At 71.4% G+C, this 21,823-nt stretch carries 13 protein-coding genes; 8 read left to right on the forward strand and 5 right to left on the reverse strand.

What is annotated here, in order from left to right; translation table 11 throughout:
* Nucleotides 1-79 precede the first annotated feature (79 nt).
* The 3 genes from HWX31_RS05990 to HWX31_RS06000 all read left to right on the forward strand — a co-directional run bounded on the left by HWX31_RS05990 (nt 80) and on the right by HWX31_RS06000 (nt 3,982).
* The gene (locus HWX31_RS05990; protein ID WP_174965689.1) at nt 80-721 is read left to right on the forward strand and encodes an NAD(P)-dependent oxidoreductase; all 642 of its coding nucleotides are present in this window, start codon (nt 80-82) and stop codon (nt 719-721) included.
* 130 nt (nt 722-851) lie between these two features.
* Nucleotides 852-3,341 (forward strand): mechanosensitive ion channel family protein, encoded by a 2,490-nt coding sequence (locus HWX31_RS05995; RefSeq protein ID WP_415493114.1) that lies wholly within the window; start codon nt 852-854, stop codon nt 3,339-3,341.
* A gap of 173 nt (nt 3,342-3,514) precedes the next feature.
* Nucleotides 3,515-3,982 (forward strand): Lrp/AsnC family transcriptional regulator, encoded by a 468-nt coding sequence (locus HWX31_RS06000; protein ID WP_174965688.1) that lies wholly within the window; start codon nt 3,515-3,517, stop codon nt 3,980-3,982.
* A 69-nt stretch (nt 3,983-4,051) separates the two neighbouring features.
* Here HWX31_RS06000 and HWX31_RS06005 read toward each other — a convergent pair whose 3' ends face one another.
* Genes HWX31_RS06005 through HWX31_RS06015 form a run of 3 tightly spaced genes read right to left on the reverse strand, consistent with a single transcriptional unit; the run spans nt 4,052 to nt 7,542 of the window.
* The gene (locus tag HWX31_RS06005) at nt 4,052-4,825 is read right to left on the reverse strand and encodes an ABC transporter ATP-binding protein (RefSeq protein WP_174965687.1); all 774 of its coding nucleotides are present in this window, start codon (nt 4,823-4,825) and stop codon (nt 4,052-4,054) included.
* A gap of 4 nt (nt 4,826-4,829) precedes the next feature.
* Nucleotides 4,830-6,509, reverse strand: a complete 1,680-nt coding sequence (locus HWX31_RS06010) for an ABC transporter permease (protein WP_174965686.1) — start codon at nt 6,507-6,509, stop codon at nt 4,830-4,832.
* Nucleotides 6,499-7,542 carry a Fe(3+) ABC transporter substrate-binding protein gene (locus HWX31_RS06015; RefSeq protein ID WP_059537643.1) on the reverse strand — a complete coding sequence of 348 codons (1,044 nt, stop codon included), beginning with the start codon at nt 7,540-7,542 and terminating at the stop codon, nt 6,499-6,501. Before HWX31_RS06015 ends, HWX31_RS06010 begins: the two co-directional genes overlap by 11 nt.
* Nucleotides 7,543-7,794: 252 nt before the next feature.
* Between HWX31_RS06015 and HWX31_RS06020 the strand changes: the two genes are divergently transcribed.
* Nucleotides 7,795-7,959 carry a hypothetical protein gene (locus tag HWX31_RS06020; protein WP_174965685.1) on the forward strand — a complete coding sequence of 55 codons (165 nt, stop codon included), beginning with the start codon at nt 7,795-7,797 and terminating at the stop codon, nt 7,957-7,959.
* A gap of 67 nt (nt 7,960-8,026) precedes the next feature.
* On the opposite strand, the gene HWX31_RS06025 is transcribed toward HWX31_RS06020, so the two are convergent.
* Both HWX31_RS06025 and HWX31_RS06030 read right to left on the reverse strand, forming a co-directional pair.
* Nucleotides 8,027-9,394 carry an amino acid permease gene (locus tag HWX31_RS06025; RefSeq protein ID WP_174965684.1) on the reverse strand — a complete coding sequence of 456 codons (1,368 nt, stop codon included), beginning with the start codon at nt 9,392-9,394 and terminating at the stop codon, nt 8,027-8,029.
* A gap of 240 nt (nt 9,395-9,634) precedes the next feature.
* Nucleotides 9,635-11,926: an FUSC family protein gene (locus tag HWX31_RS06030; protein WP_174965683.1), complete on the reverse strand. Its 2,292-nt coding sequence runs from the start codon at nt 11,924-11,926 to the stop codon at nt 9,635-9,637.
* 184 nt (nt 11,927-12,110) lie between these two features.
* On the opposite strand from HWX31_RS06030, the gene recC reads away from it, so the two are divergent.
* The 4 genes from recC to arfB are packed head-to-tail and all read left to right on the forward strand — an operon-like array spanning nt 12,111 to nt 21,815.
* Nucleotides 12,111-15,449, forward strand: coding sequence for an exodeoxyribonuclease V subunit gamma (gene recC / locus HWX31_RS06035; protein ID WP_174965696.1), 3,339 nt, complete (start codon nt 12,111-12,113; stop codon nt 15,447-15,449).
* Complete coding sequence (gene recB, locus HWX31_RS06040) at nt 15,446-19,165, forward strand: exodeoxyribonuclease V subunit beta (RefSeq protein ID WP_174965682.1); 3,720 nt, start codon at nt 15,446-15,448, stop codon at nt 19,163-19,165. Before recC ends, recB begins: the two co-directional genes overlap by 4 nt.
* Entirely contained in the window at nt 19,162-21,414 is a 2,253-nt protein-coding gene (locus HWX31_RS06045) for an AAA family ATPase (protein WP_175933879.1), read from the forward strand. Before recB ends, HWX31_RS06045 begins: the two co-directional genes overlap by 4 nt.
* The gene (arfB, locus tag HWX31_RS06050; protein ID WP_059715641.1) at nt 21,411-21,815 is read left to right on the forward strand and encodes an alternative ribosome rescue aminoacyl-tRNA hydrolase ArfB; all 405 of its coding nucleotides are present in this window, start codon (nt 21,411-21,413) and stop codon (nt 21,813-21,815) included. The genes HWX31_RS06045 and arfB overlap by 4 nt, the downstream gene beginning before the upstream one ends.
* The last annotated feature ends 8 nt before the right edge of the window (nt 21,816-21,823 follow it).

Raw genomic sequence — 21,823 nt, forward strand, 5'->3', positions numbered from 1 at the left:
AACGGGGTGGATCACCCCATTTTTTTCGATCTTATATGTAATTAACTAAGTTACATATCTTTCTTTCTGGAGAATCGACATGACGCAACGTACCTTGAACATCGCCCTGTTCGGCGCAACCGGCACGATCGGCTCGCGCATCGTCGCGGAAGCCGCGCGGCGCGGGCACCGCGTGACGGCGCTGTCGCGCACGCCGGGCGCGGGCGGCGCCGGCATCACCGCGAAGGCCGCCGACCTGTTCGACCCGGCGAGCATCGCGGCCGCGCTGCCGGGCCACGACGTCGTCGCGAGCGCGTACGGCCCGAAGCAGGACGATCCGGCGAAGGTGGTCGCGGCCACCGAGGCGCTCGTCGCCGGCGTGCGCCGGGCCGGCCTGAAGCGGCTCGTCGTGGTGGGCGGCGCGGGCTCGCTCGAAGTCGCGCCGGGCAAGCAGCTCGTCGACGCCGAAGGCTTCCCGGACGCGTACAAGGCGGTCGCGCTCGCGCACCGCGATGCACTCACGTACCTGCGCAGCGTCGGCGATCTCGACTGGACGTTCTTCGCGCCGGCCGCGCTGATCGCCCCGGGCGAGCGCACGGGCACCTTCCGCACCGGCGCCGGCAAGCTGATCGTCGACGCGAACGGCGACAGCAAGATCTCGGCCGAAGACTACGCGATCGCGTTCGTCGACGCGCTCGAGCAGGGCAGCTTCGTGCGCGAGATCGCGACCGTTGCGTATTGAGCGGCGGACGGCGGCGCGGCCCGTTTTGGCGGGGGCTCCGCCGGTTGACGCTACACTAGGCGATCCGTGCTCCCCCAGACAGGATCGCAATTTGCTTTCGTTATCCTTGCAATTTCCGGGCTGGGCAGCAATGGCCTGTTGTGTCGTTTTGCTGTCCTGCCTTGTCGCAGTGCGTCGGCCGGTCCGGCCCCTTGTTACGGCCCGTGTCGGGGCCCGTGTTGCGGGCCGTATCGCGACGTGTGCCGCCGCGCTCGGGCTCGTGTTCGGGGTCGGGTTCGCGCAGCCCGCGCCGGCGGCGACCGTGCCCGGGCTCGCGACGTTCCAGAAGCTGATCGCGCCCGCGGTTGCCGAGGCGCCCGCGTCTGCGGCTTCCGGCGCGGCCGCGTCGGGCGCCGCGGCGGCTTCCGCACCGTCGCCGGCGAGCGCCGCCGAGATCGCGCAATCGTTCAATTCCGTGATCCGCATGCTCGACAACGATCGGCAGCGGACCGCGCTCGTGTCGCAACTTAAGGCGTTGCGCGACGTCGCGCAGACCGCGCAGGCGGCTTCCGCCACATCGGCCCCGTCGGCGGCGAACGCCGGCCTGTGGGGCGCGATCGCGTCCGGGATGGCGTCCGTCGAATCGAGCATGAAGCAGGGCGATTCGCCGCTGCACTACTGGGCGGGGCGCTTCACCGCGGCCGGCAACGAGCTCTATACGATCGTGAGCGGCCACGGCCCCGAATCGTTCGGCATGACCCTGCTCGATTGCGCGTTGCTGCTGGTCGGCTGGGGGGCGTGCGCGGTCGCGCTGATTGCCGTGCAGCAGCGGCTCGCCGCGCGCCTGGGCGTGGCCGTCAGGCTGAATCCGAACCCGAGCGCGCACGAGATGCTGATGTTCGCGCTGCGCCGGGTCGGCCCGTGGATCATCGCGTTCGTGCTCGTGCTGTCGATCGCGCGCAACCTGCCGGAATCGCTCGGCCGCACCGTCGCGCTCGTGATCGCGTATGCGATCGTGGCGGGCTCGGTGTTCGCGGCGTTGTGCCTGATCATGTTCGCGCTGTTCAGCGCCGGCCACCGCCGCGCGGCGGGGCGCGTGCTGATCGAGCGATCGTGGCGCCTGCTGCGCGTGATCGGCGCGTTCGGCGCGCTCGGCGACGCGGCGCTCAACTACGACGTCGCGCATCTGCTCGGCACCAATCTCGCGGGCCTGATCGCGACGGTCGCGAACATGATCGCGGCCACGCTGTGCGCGTATTTCGCGCTCGCGTTCCGGCGCCCGGTCGCGCACCTGATCCGCAACCGCAGCTACGCGCTGCGCACCGGGCATCGCGCGACGACCGAGATGGCCGAATTTGCCGCGTGGATCTGGCCGGTGCCGGTGCTGCTGCTCGCGTTCGCCGCGGTATTCGGCACGCTGGCGGGCAGCCGCACGTCGTCGAACCTGCTGCAGACGTCGATCGTCACCGCGTTGCTGCTGGTGCTCGCGTTTTTCCTGTCGGCGGTCGTGCTGCGCGTCACCCGTCCGAACCCCGCGCACCGCCGCGTGCGGCGCAACCAGTCCGCCTACGTGGCGCGGCTCGTGCGCTTCGCCGGCTCGCTGATGACGCTGTTCATCTGGCTCGGCTACGTCGAGCTGACGTCGCGGCTGTGGGGCATCTCGATCGCGCGCATCGTCGAGCACAGCGTGGCGGCGCGCGGCATCGCGCAGGCGATGTCCGCGATCGTCATCACGTGGTTCGTGTCGTGGCTCACGTGGATCATCGTCGATACGGCGATCCTCGAGGCGCTCAATTCGGCGGCCGCGCGCCGCGGCCGCAATCCGAGCGTGCGCGCGCGCACGATGCTGCCGCTCGTGCGCAACGTGGTGTTCGTCACGATCCTCACGATCGCCGCGGTCGTCACCGCGGCGAACCTCGGCATCAACGTCACGCCGCTGCTCGCCGGCGCCGGCGTGATCGGCCTCGCGGTCGGCTTCGGCGCTCAGTCGCTCGTGTCCGACCTGATCACCGGGCTGTTCATCATCGTCGAGGACACGATCTCGGTCGGCGACTGGATCGACGTCGACGGCGGCCACGCGGGCACCGTCGAGCACCTGTCGATCCGCACCGTGCGGCTGCGCGACGGGCAGGGCGCGCTGCACGCGATTCCGTTCTCGCAGATCAAGATCGTCAAGAACCTGTCGCGCGACTTCGGCTGCGCGGTGTTCGAGGTGCGCGCGCCGCTGTCCGCCGACGTCGACGAGATCACGCACCTGATCCGCGACGCGGGCGCCGACCTGTGGAGCGACTTCACGGTGCGGCGCCTGATGCTGGGCGGCGTCGAGGTGTGGGGGCTAGATCGCTTCGAGCCGAACTGGCTGATCTTCAAGGGGCAGATCCGTACGCAGCCGCTGCAGCAGTCGACCGTGATGCGCGCGTTCAACGCGCGCGTGAAGGCGCGGATGGAGGCGGCAGGCATCGAGATTCCGGTGCCGCAGATGCAGGTGGTGTCGTCGCCGCGCAGCGCGGCGGCAGACGGGGCGGTCGAAGGGCCGGTCGTCGGGGCGGGCGAGGCCGGGGCGGCCAATGAACCGTTGGCGTCTGCGCCGGCAACGGCGGCGGCAGCGGCGCGGGCCGCGCGCGACGGCGGCGGCGCGTGAGCCGCCGCGATTGGCGTGTGACTTCCTCTACGCCCTGACCAGGGTTCGCGCTTACGCGCGCCGCACGCGCATGTCGGTATTTATACCGGTCGACGCCGAGAAGCGTTTTTTCATATTGTTCCCCCGAACGAAGTATGCATAGAATAAATTTCTATACACGAGGAACCGGGGAAATGGATGCCATCGATCGCAAGCTGCTGGAGCTGTTGCAGGCGGATGCCACGCTGCCGATCGCGGAACTTGCGCAGCGCGTGAACCTGTCGCAGACGCCGTGCTGGAAGCGCGTGCAGCGGCTCAAGGAAACCGGCGCGATCCGCGCGCAGGTCGCGCTGTGCGATCCGCGCAAGCTGGGGGTCGGCACGACGGTGTTCGTCGCGGTGCGCACGAACCAGCACACCGAGGAATGGGCGCAGCGCTTCACGCAGGCGGTGCGCGACATGCCGGAAGTCGTCGAGGTCTACCGGATGAGCGGCGAGACCGATTACCTGCTGCGCGTCGTGGTGGCCGACATCGACGACTACGACCGCGTCTACAAGCAGCTGATCCGCTCGGTGCCGCTGTTCGACGTCAGCTCGTCGTTCGCGATGGAGCAGATCAAGTACTCGACCGCACTGCCGGTGCGCGCGGACGACGGCGCTTAGCCGTGCGCGCTGACGGCCGCGCGGGCCGCCGCGCCCCGTTGCTTCGGCGCGATCGGCGCGATCGGCGCGTCAGCAGCCGCGCGCGAGCGCGCGCCGCCGCTCGTCGGCGAGCGTGTCGTCGCGCACGAACGACGCGACGAACGCGTCGGCCGGCTCGTGACGCAGCACATACGGCGTGTCCCACTGCGCGAGGCGGCCTTCGTGCATCACGCCGATCCGGTCGCCCAGCGCGACGGCTTCCGCCTGGTTGTGCGTGACGACGATCGCCGTGTGGCCGGTTTCCTTCAGGATGTCGCGCACCTCGAACGCGAGCCGTTCGCGGGTATCCACGTCGAGGTTCGAGAACGGCTCGTCGAGCAGCAGCAGTTCCGGCGACGGCGCGAGCGCGCGGGCGAGCGCGACGCGCTGCTGCTGGCCGCCGGACAACTCGTGCGGATACGCGGCGGCGGCGTGAGCGAGGCCGACGAGTTCGAGCATCTGCGCGACGCGCGCACGCCGCGCGGCCTTCGGCTGCCGCCGCAGCCCGAAACCGACGTTGTCCGCGGCGCTCAGGTGCGGGAACAGCGCGTAATCCTGGAACATCATGCCGATGCGCCGCCGCTCGGGCGGCACGTCGAGCGTCGGCGTCGCAATGGGCGCGCCGTCCAGCAGGATGCGGCCCGCGCGCACCGGCTCGAAGCCGGCGATCGCGCGCAGCACGGTCGTCTTGCCGCAGCCGGACGCGCCGAGCAGGCAGCCGATGTCGCCGCGGGCCAGCGCGAGGCTCAGCCCGTCGACCACCGTGCGGGGGCCGTGCGGTGTGTCGTAGGCGAGGGTGAGGGCGTCGAGTTCGAGCAGGTTCACGGTGTCAGGCTCCGATCTGGTGGCGGGTGCGGGCGAGCAGGATCACGGGCACGAGCCCGGCGAGCACGATCGCGAGCGCGGCGACCGCGCCTTCCTCGTAGGTGCCGCGCGCAGCCTCCGCATACAGCCAGGTCGCGAGCGTGTCGAAGTTGAGCGGACGCAGCAGCAGCGTCGCGGGCAGCTCCTTCATCGCGTCGACGAACACCAGCAGCGCGCTCGTCGTCAGCGCGGGCCGCAGGAGCGGCAGGTGCACGCGCCGCAGCGTGCCGCCCGCGGTTTCGCCGAGCGAGCGCGCCGCCTGTTCGAGCGACGGCGGGATGCGTGCGAGGCCGGCTTCGATGCTGCCGGCCGAGATCGCGAGGAAGCGCACGGTGTACGCGATCACGAGTGCGGCCGCGGACCCCATCAGGATCAGCCCGTCGCGGCCGAGCGCCGCGCCGATCGCGCGGTCGGCGGCCGCGAGCGGCAGCAGCAGGCCGATCGCGAGCACCGTGCCCGGCACCGCGTAGCCGAGGCTCGCGATTCGCGCGCCCACGCGCGCCGGACCCGCGCCCGCGCTGTCGCGCTGCGCGCGTGCGGCCCATGCGACGATCAGCCCGCAGGCGAGCGTCGCCGCGGTCGCGGCGAGCGCGATCGTCAGCGTGTTGGCGAGCCCCGTCAGCAGCTGCGCAGACACGCCGCCGACGAGATGCAGCCGCTTGCCCGTTTCGACCGCGAGATACGCGGCCGGCGCGCCGAAGCCGAGCAGCACCGGCAGCCAGCCGAGCGCGGCGGCGCCCCACGCGGCCGGGCCGCTCAGGCGGCGCGGCGCGAGCGGGCGCATGCGCCGCCCGTGCGCATAGCGCTGGCGGCGGCGCCCGTAGCGCTCGAGCACGATCATGCCGACGACGATCGCGAGCATCGCGAGCGCGATCTGCGCGGCGCCGGCGAGATCCGAGCGCGTGATCCAGGTGGTGTAGACGGACACGGTCAGCGTCTGCACGCCGAGAAATTCCGATGCGCCGATGTCGTTCAGCGTCTCGAGCAGCGCGAGGCTCACGCCGACCGCGATCGCCGGCCGCGCGAGCGGCACGACGACCCGCCAGAACGTCGCGATGCGTCCCGCGCCGAGCGTGCGCGCGGCTTCGAGCAGGCTCGCCGACTGCGTGACGAACATCGCGCGGGTGCTCAGGTACACGTACGGATACAGCACGAAGCCGAGCACGAAGATCGCGCCGGGCAGCGAGCGCAGGTCGGGCAGGCGGAACTGGCGCGGGCTGTCGAAGCCGAGCAGCCAGCGGATCGCGCCCTGCACGGGGCCGATCGGGTGCAGCAGGTCGAGATACGCGAACGCGACGATGTAGGTCGGCACCGCGAGCGGCAGCAGCAGCGCCCAGGTCAGCGCGCGGCGCCCCGGGAAGTCGTACGCGGTGACGAGCCACGCGCAGCCGGTGCCGACCAGCGTGACGATCGCGCCGACGCCCGCGAGCAGCAGCAGCGTGTTCGCGAGCGCGTGCGGCAGCACGAATTCGGCGAGATGCCGCCAGTGCGCGAGGTCGGCATCGAACGCGGCGCCGACGAGCGTGGCGAGCGGCGCCGCGACCGCCGCGGCGATCGCGAGCGCCGCGGCGAGCCACACGCCGCCCGTCAGGCGCGGCGTGCGCCGCAAGCGGCGCGCGGGCGCGAGCGGGGCGTCAGTTGTCAAAGCCGACCTTGTCGACGAGCTGGCTGGCCTGCTTGCGGTACTTCGCGATTTCCGCGAGCGGCAGCGGATCGACCTTCAGCGTGCCGAAGCTCGCGATGACCGGATCGAGCTTCACGTTCGCGCGCACCGGATACTCGTAGTTCGCCTGCGCATACAGCGTCTGCGCGTCGGGCGACACGAGGTATTCGAGCAGCTTGACCGCGTTGGCCTTGTGCGGCGCGTGCTTCGCGACCGCCGCGCCGCTGATGTTGACGTGCGTGCCGCCGCTCTTCTCGTTCGCGAAGGTCGGCCGCACGACCTTGATCGCGTCGCCCCACTTGCGTGCGTCGGTGCCCGGCTCGGCGTGCTTCATGTGGCCGACGTAGTACGCGTTCGCGAGGCCGACGTCGCAGATGCCGCCGAGGATGTCGCGCGCGACGTCGCGGTCGCCGCCCGTCGCCTTGCGCGCGAGGTTCGCCTTCACGCCGCGCAGCCATTTCTCGGTCGCGGCCTCGCCGTCGTGCGCGATCATCGCGGCGACGAGCGCCGTGTTGTACGGGTGCTGGCCCGAGCGGATGCAGACCTTGCCTTTCCACTTCGGATCGGCGAGATCCTCGTAGCGGAACGCGTCGACCTTCAGGTCCTTCTCGACGTACAGCACGCGGTCGCGCAGCGACAGCGCATACCAGTCGCCCTGCGCGCCGCGCAGGTTCGCGGGAATCGCGTCGTCGAGCGCCTTCGAGCGCACCGGCTGCGTGAGCCCGCCGTCGACGAGGTCGAGCAGGTTGCCGACGTCGACCGTCATCAGCACGTCAGCCGGCGACTGGCCGCCTTCCGCCTTCACGCGCTCGAGCAGGCCGTCCTTCACGAACACCGTGTTGACCTTGATGCCGCTCTGCTTCGTGAACGCGTCGATCAGCGGCTGGATCAGCTTCGGCTCGCGGGTGGTGTACAGGCTGACTTCCTCGGCGGCGTGGGCGAGCGGCGCGAACGCGGCGGCGGCGAAGGCGACGGCGCCGACGAGCGGAAGCAGGCGGGTGCGCGAGTGCGACATGGGAGCTCCGTGAGGCAGGCGGACGAAGAGGGCGCGCCGGGCCGCGCCTGCCGTTCGATCGGCCCGGAACATTACAGAATGAAAGACTCCGGATTCTAGATCGAAATGGGAACGATTATCAAATGAAAGCTTGAGCGGGTGCGGAGAAGGGCGGGCGGCGGGAGGGCGGCGGGAGTGGGGAAATGCGCGGCAACGCGCACGCAAGCGCGTAGAATGCCCGCTTCGATGAATTTGACGGAGCCGGGCCGGACTATGAACGATCAGCGCAAGAAGAACCCTGTACGCAATGTGAGCATCCTGATCGTCGTGGCCGTGCTGCTCGTGATCGGCACGATCCTCTATAACGCGATCTCGGAGAAGCGCGCGTACGACGACGCGCACCCGGCCGTCGCGTCGAGCGCATCTGCCGCGCACTGACGCCGCGCGCGGACGCCCGCCGAAGCGGGGTGCCGCGCGTATGCGTCAACCGTGCATCAACCGCGCGTCAACGTGACGCAGCGGCGAATTTCGGCCGGAGCCGCGTGAAGAAGACCGCCGCGAGCAGCACGAGCCAGGCGGCGCCGACATACAACGCGATGCGGGTGTCGTCGAACCAGCCGAGCATCGCGATCACGAAGCCCATGAACGCGATCGTCAGCGCCGGCGCGACGGGCCACAGCGGCACCTTGAACTTCAGCGCCGCGACTTCCGCGGCCGACAGGCGCCGCCGCATCGCGACCTGCGACAGCAGGATCATCAGCCACACCCAAACGGTCGCGAACGTCGCGATCGCCGCGACCATCAGGAACACGTCCTTCGGCATCAGGTAGTTGAGCAGCACGCCGACGAGCAGCGCGCCGGCCATCACGAGCACCGTGACCCACGGCACCCCGTGCCGCGACGTCTTCGTCAGCACGCGCGGCGCCTGGCCCTGCCGCGCCATCCCGAACATCATGCGGCCCGCGCCGAAGATGTCGCTGTTGATCGCCGAGATCGCCGCGCTGATCACGACGAGGTTGAGGATCGTCGCCGCGGATTTCACGCCGAGCGCGGAGAAGATCTGCACGAACGGGCTGCCGTCGTTGCCGACGCTCGTCCACGGGCTGATCGACATCAGCACGACCATCGTCAGCACGTAGAACAGCAGGATCCGCGCCGGCACCGCGTTGATCGCGCGCGGGATCACGCGCTCCGGGTCCTTCGCCTCGCCGGCGCTCATCCCGATCACCTCGATGCCGCCGTACGCGAAGATCACGACCGACAGCGACGCGACGAGCCCGCCGATCCCGTTCGGCAGGAAGCCGCCGTGATTCCACAGGTTCGCGAACGACGGCGCGTCGGCCGCGTGGCCGATGCGCATGCCGGCCGCGAGGATCGCGACGCCGCCGCCGATCATCGCGACGATCGCGCCGACCTTGATGATCGACAGCCAGAACTCGAGCTCGCCGAACACCTTCACGTGGCACAGGTTGAGCCCGCAGATGATCGTCACGACCGCGAGCACCCAGATCCACTGCGGCACGCCCGGAAACCAGAAGGCCATGTAGATGCCGAACGCGGTGATGTCCGCGATCGCGACGATCACCATTTCGAGCGTGTAGGTCCAGCCGGTGACGAAGCCCGCGAACGGGCCGAGGTTCTCGGTCGCGTAGTGGCCGAACGAGCCGGCGACGGGCTCGCGCACGGCCATCTCGCCGAGCGCGCGCATCACCATGTAGACGGCCGCGCCGCCGAGGAGGTAAGCCAGGATCACCGCGGGGCCCGCGAGCTGGATCGCGGACGCCGAGCCGTAGAAGAGGCCGGTGCCGATCGCCGAGCCCAGCGCGAGAAAGCGGATGTGCCGCGCGCTCAGGTGGCGCTGCAAGTTCTTCATCGAGTCTCCGATATCGTTTTGCGACGGACCGGGCGAGCGCGCCGGTCTGGTCGTCTCAAGTTGTCTATACAACTTAATTGTGAACGAATGATAACAAGCGGGGCCGGGTGGCTGGAATCGGGTATTCCCTGACTGGCGCGCCGGACGGAATGGCGCGCGGCGTGCGCGTGGCGCGGGCAGGTCATGCGTGGGGCTTCGCTTTATCGGGAAACGCCGCGGGCCGGCCCGCGGCGGCAAACGTCATGCGGGCAGGCGGATGACGCTCGCGTCCTTGCGGATCAGCAGCGACGACGCGAGCATCTGCTTGCACTGGTGCGCGAGCACCTTCAGGTCGTGCGTGAGTTCCGCGCCGACCGCGTCCGACTGCTCGGCGGCGACCACCATTGCGTCGAGCTCGCGCGTGATCTGCTTGGTGGCTTCGAGCTGGTACGCAGGCGGCGGTTCGCCGGCCTCGGCCTTCTCGAGGTTCTCGAGGATCGCGGTGAGCCCGCGTTCGAGCGTGTCGCCGTGGCTCGAGCCCGGCTCGGCTGCGCACGCGTTGCGGATCAGCGGCGCGGCGGCCGTGATCTGCGCGCCGAGCACGTGCGTCTGCACGAGCAGGTCGTTCAGCTCCGGCACGAAGCGCTGGTGCGCCTTCGGCTCGATCATCATCCGCTGGAATGCCTGGCCGAGGTTCGCGAACGCGATGTGCACGTTCTTGCGGGCGAGGCGGTACGGATAATCGTCGTCGAGGCCGGCGGCCGGCGCTTCGACCGCCGCGGCGACGACCGGCACGACGGCCGCGCCGTCGGCGGTCGGCACCGCCGGCGCGGACGTGCCGCGCCCGGCGCGCCACGTGGCCTGGAAGTACTTGCGGGTGGCCGTCAGCATGTCGGCGACCTGCTTGCCCATCAGCCGGTATTCCCAGTACGGGAACAGCCGGCTCGCGGCGATCGCGATCATGCAGCCGACCACGGTGTCGATCGCGCGCTCGCCGATGATCGCCATGTTGCCCGGCGCGAGCAGGTGGAACATCAGCAGCACGTATGCCGACGTGAACACGACGCTCGCCGCGTAGTTGAACAGCAGCAGGCTGTAGCTCATCACCATCGAGCCGAACATGATCGCGATCAGCAGGTGCGCATCCTTGACCGTGTAGATCAGCGCGACGCTCGCCGCGCAGCCGATCAGCGTGCCGACGATACGCGCGGTGTTGCGCTGCTTGGTCAGCGAGTAGCCGGGCTTCAGGATGATGATGGTCGTCATCACGATCCAGTACGCGTTGGTGAGCGGCAGGAGCCGCCCGAGCCAGAAGCCGACCGCGACCGCGATCGTCACGCGCAGCGCGTGGCGGAAGCTCGGCGAGCGCATGTTCAGGTTCGAGAAGACCAGCAGCGGCGACACGCTGCGGCGCTGCAGGAAGCGCGTGAGCGCCTTGTCGATCCGCAGTTCGGTCTGCTGCGGATCGGCGCGGCCCGACAGGTTGCGGCGCATCCGGTCGATCAGGCGCGTCGCGCTCCAGATGCGCCGGAACGTCGCGAGCACCGCCGCGTACGCTTCGGCGTTGGTGGTCGGGAAGTTCTTCTTGCGCATCAGCTCGATCTCGTACTCGATCGCGCGCAGTTCGGCCTTCACGCTGATCCGCGAATGCGGCGCGCGGTTCTCGAGCACGGCGAGGCCGATCTGCTCGAGGTCGATGGCCGCCTTGCGGATCAGGTCGCGGTAGAAGATGATCAGGTCCGAGCCGCCGAACGTGTTGCGCACGAGCGGGTAGTCGGTGTGCGCGCCGACGAACAGCTCGTGCAGGTCGACGCTGTTGATGAACAGGTTGTACATCGTCACGCGGCCCGGGTCGAGCTTGCCGCGCCGCAGCTTCGGCAGGTTGCGCAGCACGATGTCGCGTGCGGTTTCCTGCGTCTCGACCGCGGTGATCTGCTTCGCGACCAGGTTGCGATAGCACTCGTCGAGATCGGCGTCGAGGTCGTAGAACGCGGCGCGCGCGAGCAGGTAGTCGGCGCACGCGAACAGGCTCTCGGCGAGCGCCTGCTGCTCGATCCGGCGCGCCTGCCAGCTCGACACGACGGTGGCCCAATACGTGTACCAGAGGCCGCCCGCGAGAATCCAGCCCGCGTTGACGAACGCCTGCAGCGGCGTGAGCTTCTCTTCGAGCGTCATCACCATCATGAACAGCGTCGCGAAGCTGATTTGCGGCCAGCGGTTGCCGTACACGACGATCAGCGACAGCACGAACGTGAGCGGCACGATGGTCAGCCACAGCGCGAAGATGTTGGGCGTCGCGAGGCCCGTCGCGAGCGCGGCGAGAAAGCCGATCACGCTGCACGCGAGCATTTCGTTGTGCTTGTGCTTGAGCGGGCCCGGCATGTCGACGACGCAGGCGCCGAGCGCGCCGGTCGAGATCGTGAAGCCGATCTCGCGGTTGTTGAACACGATCAGGCACAGCACGGCCGGCAGCGACACGCCGATCGCGATGCGCAGGCCACCGAAAAAATACTGGCTGTAAAGAAACTTTCTGATTTCGACGGAATAGCGCATCGATGGTCGGAATGGCTGACGACGAGACGACGCCAGGGCGGCATCGAGACTGGCGACGAGTCTATCGTATTTCGCGGGGCCCAAGCCCCTGGCCGTTCGACAGATACGCTTTGCGGCGTCCCTTTGCTATCCTTGGTGCTTCCGTTCGCCCGGCCCGCCGACGCGACGTCCCGATGCTTGATTGATGCTCCATCTCTTCTATTCGAACCGTCACGAAACGCTGGCCGACGCGCTGCTCGACGACCTGGCCGCGTTCCCGGCCCGCAACGCGCCGTGGGCGCCTCAGCAGATCATCGTGCCGAGCGCGGCGCTGCGCCGCCGTCTCGAGCTCGACATCGCCGAGCGCCACGGCGTGTGCGCGAACGTCGAGTTTACCTATCTCGCGCAGTGGCTGTGGGCGCAGATCGGCCGCGTGATGACGGTGCCGGCGCGCTCGCCGTTCGCGCCCGACCGCCTCGTGTGGCGCTGCTACCGGCTGCTCGCGCAGGCGAGCGGCGATGCGCCCTGGCTTGCGTCGCCGCGGCTCGCCGGATATCTGTCCGCGTCCGACGATGCGATGCGCTACGAGCTTGCGCAGCGCGTCGCGACGGTGCTCGATCATTACCTGACCTATCGTCCCGAATGGCTCGCCGCGTGGCAGGCGGGCGAGTCGGTGCTCGCGGGCGACGGCGCGCCGCGCGGGATCGGCGACGCGGCGCGCGACGACGAGCGCTGGCAGGCGGCGCTGTGGCGCGCGCTGCTCGCGGAGCTGAGCGACAGCGGCACGCCGCCCGCGCACCGCTTCCTCGGCGACGCGCGGCATCTCGATCTCGACACCGTCGCGCGCGCGGACTGGCCGGAATCGGTCAGCGTGTTCGCATTGCCGACGATGCCGCCGCTGCACGTCGCGCTGCTGCGCGAGCTGTCGAGGTGGATCGACGTGCGCATCTACGCGCTCAATCCGTGCCGTGAATTCTGGTTCGACATCGTCACCGCCGCGCACGCCGAGGCGCTCGACGCGGCGGGGCGGCTCGACTACCAGGAAGTCGGGCATCCGCTGCTCGCCGAATGGGGCCGCCAGACCCAGGCGCAGCTGCACATGCTGCACGAGCTGACCGAAAGCGCGGCGTCGAGCGACGCGTCGCGCTACGTCGGGAATCCCGCGCCGACGTGGCTCGCGCGGATCCAGAACGCGATCCTCGACCTGCAGTCCGAGGCGGAACTCGGCGAGCCGCCGGCCGAACACGGCATCGAAGTGCACGTGTGCCACAGTCTCGCGCGCCAGCTCGAGGTGCTGCACGACCGCCTGCTCGCATGGTTCGACGCGGACGACAGCCTGCGGCCGTCCGACGTGCTGGTCGCGGTGGCCGATCTCGCCGCGGCGGGGCCGCTGATCGACGCGGTGTTCGGCACGTCCGGCGCCGGCAGCGCGCGCATCCCGTACCGGATTTCCGGCCTGCCGCCGTCGCAGGCGAACCCGGTCGCGCGCGTGCTGCTCGACTGGCTCGCGCTGCCCGAACGGCAGGTCGGCGCGCCGGAGCTGGTCGAATGGCTGCGCGTCGATGCGGTGGCCGCGCGCTACGGCATCGACGCGGCCGCGCTCGAAACCGTGCAGACCTGGCTGGCGGCCGCCGGCGCGCGCCGCGGGCTCGCGCCGCAAGCCAGCGACGACGCGCTGGTGCCGTCGCCGCGCCATACGTTCTCGGATGCGCTCGCACGCCTGTTTCTCGGCTACGCGATGCCGGACGGCGCGGCGCCGGTCGGCGGCTGGCTGCCGATCGAGGCCGCGACCGGCAGCGAGGCCGAACTGCTCGGCCGTCTCGCGCGCTTTACCGACGATCTCGACGGGTTCGCGCGGCGGGTGTCGGAGCCGCACGCGCCGCGCGCGTGGAGCGAGCTGTTCGCCGACACGCTCGCGCGCTTCTTCGATTCCGGCGCCGCTTACGCCGACGCGCTCGCGGGCGTGCGCGACGCGCTCGACGCGATGCTCGCGGCGATGGCGGAGGGCGCGCCCGAGCAACGGCTGCCCGCCGCCGTCGTGCGCGCGGGGCTGGCCGCCGCGCTCGACGATCCCGCTCGCGGCGGGGTGCCGTGGGGCGGCGTGACGTTCTCGTCGCTGACGAGCCTGCGCGGGCTGCCGTACCGGATCGTGTGCCTGCTCGGGATGGACGACGGCGTGTTGCCGAGCCTCGCGCGCCCCGACGAGTTCGACCTGATGGGCGTGCTGCCGAAGCTCGGCGACCGGCAGCGGCGCGACGACGAGCGCAACCTGTTCCTCGACCTGGTGCTCGGCGCGCGCGACCGGCTGATGATCGCCTACACGGGGCGCAGCATCCGCGACAACGCGCCGTTGCCGCCGGCCGCGCTCGTCGACGAGCTGCTCGACCATCTCGCGCTCGTCGCGGCCGGTCCCGACGCCGCGCCCGACGCGGTCGACGCCGCGCGTCGCGCGTTCCTCGTCGAGCATCCGCTGCAGCCGTTCGCCGCCGAGTATTTCCGGCCGGAAGGGCCGCTGTTTTCCTATGACGCGGAACGGGCGTCGCTCGCCGCGCTGCTGGCCGCCGAGCCGTCGCGCGACGGCGCGCGCGCCGCGGCGTTCTTTGCGCAGCCGCTGCCGGCCGAGCCCGTCGAGCCGGTCGCGTTCGCGGACTTCGAGCGCTTCTGGCGTCACCCGGCGCGCGCTCTGCTGCGCGAGCGCCTCGGCATCGTGCTCGCGGACGCGCAGGCCGAACTGCTCGACACCGAGCCATTCGCGCTCGACTACGCGGGCAGCGACGCGCTCGCCGAGCGCGTGCTGCCGCTCCTGATCGAATCGGGCGACGCGCGCGCACGCGACCATGCGCTGCGGATCGCGGACGCGAGCCCGGAGCTGCCGGGCGGCGCGACCGGGGCCGTGTGGCGCGACCAGGCGCTCGGTTCGCTGACGCAACTGGCGACGAACGTGCGGCAGGCGCTCGCCGACGGCGCCGAGCGCCTGCCGTTCTCGATCGAGGTCGCGCCGGCGTGGCCCGCAACGGAGCAGGCGTTGTTCGGCCCGTTCGACGCGGCGCTGTCGCGCGACGCGGCGGCCGCGCCGCTCGCGCTGCACGGCACGCTGAATCGCGTGACGGCCGCGGGGCAGGTTATCTTCCGCTATGCGCGGCCGAGCGCGCGGGACTACCTGTCCGCATGGCTCGCGCATCTCGTCTACTGCGCAGCCGTGCCGGACGGGCCGCGCCGCACGCTGTGGTTCGGCAGCGGCGGCGCGTTCGAGCTGACGCCCGTCGCGGCGCCGCTCGAGCGCCTCGCGCCGCTCGCCGCGCTGTTCAGGGCCGGCCGGCGCATGCCGCTGCGCTTCTTTCCGCGCAGCGCGTGGGCCCGGGTGACCGACAGCGAAGCGAAGGCGGCAAGCGTGTGGATCAACGACCGGGTCGTGAGCGAAGCCGACGATCCCGCGCTCGCGATCGCGTGGCGCGGCGCGAATCCGTCGCTCGACGAGCCGTTCGGCACGCTCGCGCGGCTCGTGTTCGAGCCGCTCGTCGAGCACCTGAGGGAGGCGGCATGAGCGGCGCATCGCATCCGCACGCGTCGCTCGAGCTCGACGTGTTCGCCTGTCCGCTGGACGGCGTCAACCAGATCGAGGCGTCGGCGGGCACCGGCAAGACCTGGAACATCTGCGCGCTGTACGTGCGCCTGCTGCTCGAGAAGGATCTCGGCGCGGACCAGATTCTCGTCGTGACCTTCACGAAGGCCGCGACCGCGGAATTGCACGAGCGCATCCGCGGCCGGCTCGCGCAGCTCGCGCACGCGCTCGACACCGGCGACGACGGCGGCGATCCGTTCATCGCGCGGCTCGTCGACACGACGCTCGGCGACGGCGGCGTGCTCGATCCCGAGACGGCGGCGAAGCGGATCCGGCGCGCGCTGCGCGCCTTCGACCAGGCCGCGATTCATACGATCCACGCGTTCTGCCAGCGCGCGCTGCAGGAGGCCCCGTTCGCGGCCGCGATGCCGTTCGCGTTCGAGATGCAGGCCGACGATGCGGCGCTGCGCTTCGAGCTCGCGGCGGATTTCTGGCGCACCCGCGTCGAACCGATGGCGGCGCGCTGGCCGGGCTTCGCCGCGTGGCTCGTCGAATCCGGCGCGGGGCCGGCCGCGCTCGACGCGCAGCTCGCGCGCCGGCTGAAGAAGCCGCTCGCCGCATTGCGCTGGGACGGCGTCGCGGAGCCGGACGAAACGGCGGAAGCGGCCGCGGCGGAATGTTTCGCGGAGGCGGCCCGGATGTGGGCGGCCGAGCGCGACGCGCTCGACGCATTGCTGCGCGCCGCGCAGCCGGCGCTCAACCAGCGCTCGCACAAGCCGGAGGCGATCGCCGATGCGCTCGACGCATGGGCCGCGCATTTCGCGCAAGCCGATGCGACGGCCGCGCTGCCGAAGGCCGCGCTGAAGCTGACGCGCACGGCGCTCGTCAAGGCGACGAAGAAGGGCGGCGCGACGCCCGCGCACCCGTTCTTCGAGATCGCGGACGCGCTCGACGCGGCGGTGGCCGCGGCCGAGGCCGTGCAGCGCGCGCGCTGGCTCGCGCTGATCGCCGCCTGGCTCGACGAGGCGCCGCGCGAGCTGGCCGAACGCAAGCGCACGCGGCGCATCGTGTCGTTCGACGATCTGCTCGCGAACCTGTATCACGCGCTGCACGAGCATCCGTGGCTCGCCGACACGCTGCGCGCGCGCTATCCGGCCGCGCTGATCGACGAGTTCCAGGATACCGATCCGCTGCAGTTCGCGATCTTCGACCGGATCTTCGCGCCCGGCGGGCCGCTGTTCCTGGTCGGCGATCCGAAGCAGGCGATCTACAGCTTCCGCGCGGCGGATCTGCACACGTACCTGGCCGCGCGCGCGCGGGCGAGCGCGTGTTACACGCTCGCGGTCAACCAGCGCTCGACGCCGGCGATCGTCGATGCGTGCAACCGCTTCTTCCAGTCGAACCCGCGCGCGTTCGTGCTCGACGGGCTCGACTATTACCCGGTGCGCGCGGGCACGCGTGTGCGCGCGCCGCTGGCCGACGAGACGGATGCGGGCCCGGCGGGCGATTTCCGGATCTGGACGCTGCCGGACGGCGACGACGTATGGCTCAAGCGCGACGCGCAAGCGTATGCCGCGCAGGCGTGCGCGTCGGAGATCGCCCGGTTGATGCGCGGCGCGCGCGACGGCCGCGTGCGGCTCGGCGATACGCCGCTGTCGCCGGGTGACGTCGCGGTGCTCGTGCAGACGCACAAGCAGGGCAGCCTCGTGAAGCGCGAGCTCGCGCGATGGGGGATCGGCAGCGTCGAGCTCGCGCAGGCATCGGTGTTCTCGACCGGCGACGCCGAGCAGCTCGAGCGCGTGCTCGCGGCGATCGATGCGCCGGGCGACCTGCGGCGGCTGCGCGCGGCGCTGGCGTCGGACTGGTTCGGCCTCGACGCTCACGCGCTGTGGCGGATGGAGCAGGGCGGCGATGATGCGCCCGGCGCGGATGCCGCCGCTATCGTTGCCGCCAACGGCGCCGATGCGATGAGCTGGGTCGAGCGCTTTTCGCGCTACCGCCTGGTGTGGCGCGAACGCGGCTTCGCGGTGATGTGGCGCACGTTCACGCGCGAGCTGCGGATCGCCGAGCGGCTGATGGCGGGCGCCGACGGCGAGCGCCGCGTGACCGACGTGAACCATCTGGCCGAGCTGACGCAGGCGCGCGCGTCGGCGCAGCCGGGCATCGCGCCGACGCTGCGCTGGCTGGCCGCGCAACGGCTCGACGGCGGCGGCGAGGACGCGCAGCTGCGCCTCGAATCCGATCGCAACCTCGTCCAGATCGTGACCGTGCACAAATCGAAGGGGCTCGAATACGCGATCGTGTTCTGCCCGTTCCTGAACGACGGCGCGCTGCGCGAACCGTTCGCGTCCGGGTTGCCGGACGCACGCGAATATCACGACGAAGCGGGCGATGCGGTGCTGCACTACGGCTGCGACGACGCGGCCGCCGAGCATGCGGCGCGACAGGCGTTGCGCGAGCAGGCGGCGGAGCGCGCGCGGCTCGTCTACGTGGCGCTCACGCGCGCGGTCTACCGCTGCTATCTCGTCGCGGGGCCGTACCTGTCGTCGCGCTCGACGCGCGAATCGCGGCGCAGCGTGCTCAACTGGCTCGTGGCCGGCGGCGGCGGGTCGTTCGACGCGTGGCTCGACGAGCCGCCCGACGATGCGGCGCTCGAACAGGCGTGGCGCGCGCTCGCGGGCGGCGCCGTGAGCGTCGCGCCGCTGCCGGTGCCCGCGCGCCGCGAGCGGCTTGCGGCCGGACACGACGCGAACGAGGCGCTGGCGGCGCGCCTGGCGTCGCGCCTGCTGCGGGATGCGTGGCGGATGGCGAGCTTCAGTTCGCTGACGGCGTCGATGGCGCGCGAGGAGGCGGGCGTCGCGGCCGTGCCGGAAGACGATCTGCGGCCCGATCACGATGCGCTCGCGGCGCTCGCGCCGGATGACGATCCGGGCGATGGGTGGCCGGAGGCCGTGCCGCCCGACGACGACATCCTCGTGTTTCCGCGTGGCGCGGCGGCCGGCGAGTGCCTGCACCGCCTGTTCGAGCTGAGCGATTTCACCGATCCGGGGTCGTGGCACGCGGCCGCGCTCGGCGCGCTGCACGACCGGCCCGTCGAGGCCGAGCCCGAGCTCGGCGAGCGGCTGCCCGCGATGATGGCGCGGCTCGTCGACGACGTCGTGCGCACCGAGCTCGTGCCGGGCATGCGGCTGGCCGGGCTCGATCCGGCCAGGCGGCTCAACGAAATGGGCTTCCTGTTCGCGGCGCCGTCGCTGGACCTGACCGCGTTGCGCCGGCTGCTGGTCGCGCACGGGTATCCGGACGTCGCGCTGGAGGCGGGCGTGCTCGCCGGCTACATCAAGGGTTTCATCGACATGATCGTCGAACATGACGGCCGATTCTGGATCGTCGACTGGAAATCGAACCATCTCGGCAATACGCCGGATGCCTACGGCCCGCGCGCGCTCGACGCGGCGATGGCCGATCACGCGTATCACCTGCAGGGGCTGCTCTATACGGTCGCGCTGCATCGCTACCTGCGCGGCCGGCTGCGCGACTACGACTACGACACGCATATCGCGGGCTACCTGTACCTGTTCGTGCGCGGCGTGCGGCCCGGCTGGCGCAGCGGCGGCGGGCCGGCCGGCGTGCATGCGCGGCGGCCCGCGCGCGAGCTCGTCGACGCGCTCGACCGGATGATGGAAGGGGGCCGCGCATGAGCACGCCCGACGATACGCTCGAGTTTACCGGCGGCCTCGTCGCGCGCCTGCCCGAGCCCGCGGATTTCGGCATTGCGCTCGCGGAAGGCTTCGCGCGCCGGATCGGCGATCTCGCGCGCCGTGCGGGCGCGCCGGCCGCGGCGGCGCGCTGGGCTGCGCGCGCCGCGTTCGCGGCCAGCCGCGCGACCGCCGGCGGACACGTGTGCGTGTCGCTCGGCGCGCTCGCACAGCGTTACGACGAACCGCTCGCCGACGTGCGCGCGGCGCTCGCGGCGAGCGGCGTCGTCGCGTTCGGCGCGCTCGAGCGCGGCGACGAGCGGCCGCTGATCGTCGACCGGCACGACCGTCTCTACCTCGCGCGCTATTTCGCGTACGAACGGCGGCTCGCCGAAGCGCTCGTCGCGCAGGCGGGCGCGGTGGCGGCCGACGATGCGCCGGCGCCCGACGTGCTGCGCGAGCGCCTCGCCCGCTACTTCGGGCCGGCGACCGGCGAAACCGACTGGCAGCGCGTCGCGGCGATCGTGGCGCTGACGGGCCGCGTGACGATCGTCAGCGGCGGTCCCGGCACCGGCAAGACGACCACCGTCGTCGGCGTGCTCGCGTGCCTGCTCGACGCGCATCCCGGCCTGCGCATCGCGCTGGCCGCGCCGACCGGCAAGGCCGCGCAACGGATGCAGGAAGCGCTGCACGCACGGGCCGGCGATCTGCCGCCCGAACTCGCCGCGCGCCTGCCGAACACGTCGTATACGCTGCACCGCCTGCTGGGCGGCGGCGGGGCGGCGGGGTTCCGCCATCATCGCGACAACCCGCTGCCGTACGACCTGATCGTCGTCGACGAAGCGTCGATGATCGACGTCGCGCTGGCCGCGCATCTGCTCGACGCGCTCGCGCCGGGCGCGCGGCTCGTGCTGCTCGGCGACAAGGACCAGCTTGCCGCGGTCGAGGCGGGCGCCGTGTTCGCCGAACTGAGCGCGCGGCCGTCGTTCAGTGCGGCAGCTTGCGCACGCATCGCGCAGGCGCTCGGCATCGACGAAGCGGCGTTCGTCGCGGCGCTGCCGACGCCGGCCGATGCGGAGCCGGACGCAGCCGCGGCGGCGGTCGCGATCGGGCGCACGCGGGTCGCGCCGCCGCCGGCCGGCCCCCGCCAGGCGTCGCTGTTCGATGATGAACCACCTGCGGCTGTGGCGACGGCCGACGAAGCCGCGGGCGACGCCGACGACGCCGACGACGCCGACGACGCTGACGACGCTGACGATGGGCCCGCATGGATCGAGGCCGACGAACTCGCGTGGCTCGACGCGGCCGCGTTGCCGCCGCTCGATGCCGGTGCCGCGCAGCGCGTCGCGGCGATGATTCCCGTTTCCCGGGAGGACGTCGAGGCCGCTGAAGCGGCTGAAGCAACCCCACCGGCGCCGCTCGCGGATTGCGTCGTGTGGCTCGAGCGCAATTACCGCTTCGGGCTCGATTCGCCGATCGGCCGCCTGTCGCTGGCGATACGCCGCGGCGACGTGCAGGAGGCGCTCGACGCGCTGCCGGCGAGCGACGCGGCCGCCGCATCGTTCCACGAGGATGCCGGCGACGCGCTCGCCGCGACGACCGTCGAACGGCTCGCGCGTCGCTTTTCCGCCTATCTGGACGCGTTGCAGGATGCGCTCGCTGCCGCCGCGCCGGACCCGTTGCCGCTGTTCGACGCGCTCAACCGCTTCCGGATCCTGTGCGCGACGCGTGGCGGGGCGCGCGGCGCCGAACACGTCAATGCGCTCGTCGCGGCGCACGTGCGCCGCGCCGCGCGCGTGCCGCTCGCGGTCGGCGCGCACTGGTTCACCGGGCGGCCGATCATGGTGACGCGCAACGACTATGCGCTCGGGCTGTTCAACGGCGACATCGGCATCGCGCTGCCCGACGCGCAGGGCGTGCTGCGCGTGTGGTTCAAGCGGGCGGACGGTACCGCGCGCGCGGTGTCGCCGGCCGCGCTGCCGCCGCACGAGACCGCGTTCGCGCTGACCGTTCACAAATCGCAGGGCTCGGAATTCGACGAAGCCGCGCTCGTACTGCCGGCGACGTTCGGCCGCGTGCTGTCGCGCGAGCTGGTCTATACGGCGGTGACGCGGGCGCGCACGCGCGTGCAGGTGATCGGCGGGCGGCGCGTGCTCGCGCAGGCGATCGCGACGCGCACGCAGCGTGATTCGGGGCTGTCGGCGCGCATCGCCGAGGCGCTCGCGCGGTGCGCCACGGAGGCGTCGCGATGATGATCCGCTATACGCTCGATCCGGCCGAGATCGAATGGACCGCGGTGCGTGCGCAGGGCGCGGGCGGACAGAACGTCAACAAGGTGTCGAGCGCGATCCACCTGCGCTTCGACATCCGCGCGTCGTCGCTGCCGCCGCTGCTCAAGGAGCGGCTGCTCGCACTGTCCGATCAGCGCATCACGCGCGACGGCGTCGTCGTGATCAAGTCGCAGGAGCACCGGACCCAGGAGCGCAACCGCGAAGCCGCGCTGGCGCGGCTCGACGCGTTGATTCGCGGCGTCGCCGTCACGCCGCGCGCGCGCGTCGCGACCCGGCCGACGCGCGCGTCCAAAGAGCGGCGGCTGGAGCACAAGGCGCGCCGCAGCGTCGTGAAGTCCGGGCGGGGGAAGATCGTGGATTGACGCGCGCC

Origin of the sequence: Burkholderia ubonensis (assembly GCF_902833085.1) — a bacterium.
Lineage (GTDB): Bacteria > Pseudomonadota > Gammaproteobacteria > Burkholderiales > Burkholderiaceae > Burkholderia > Burkholderia ubonensis.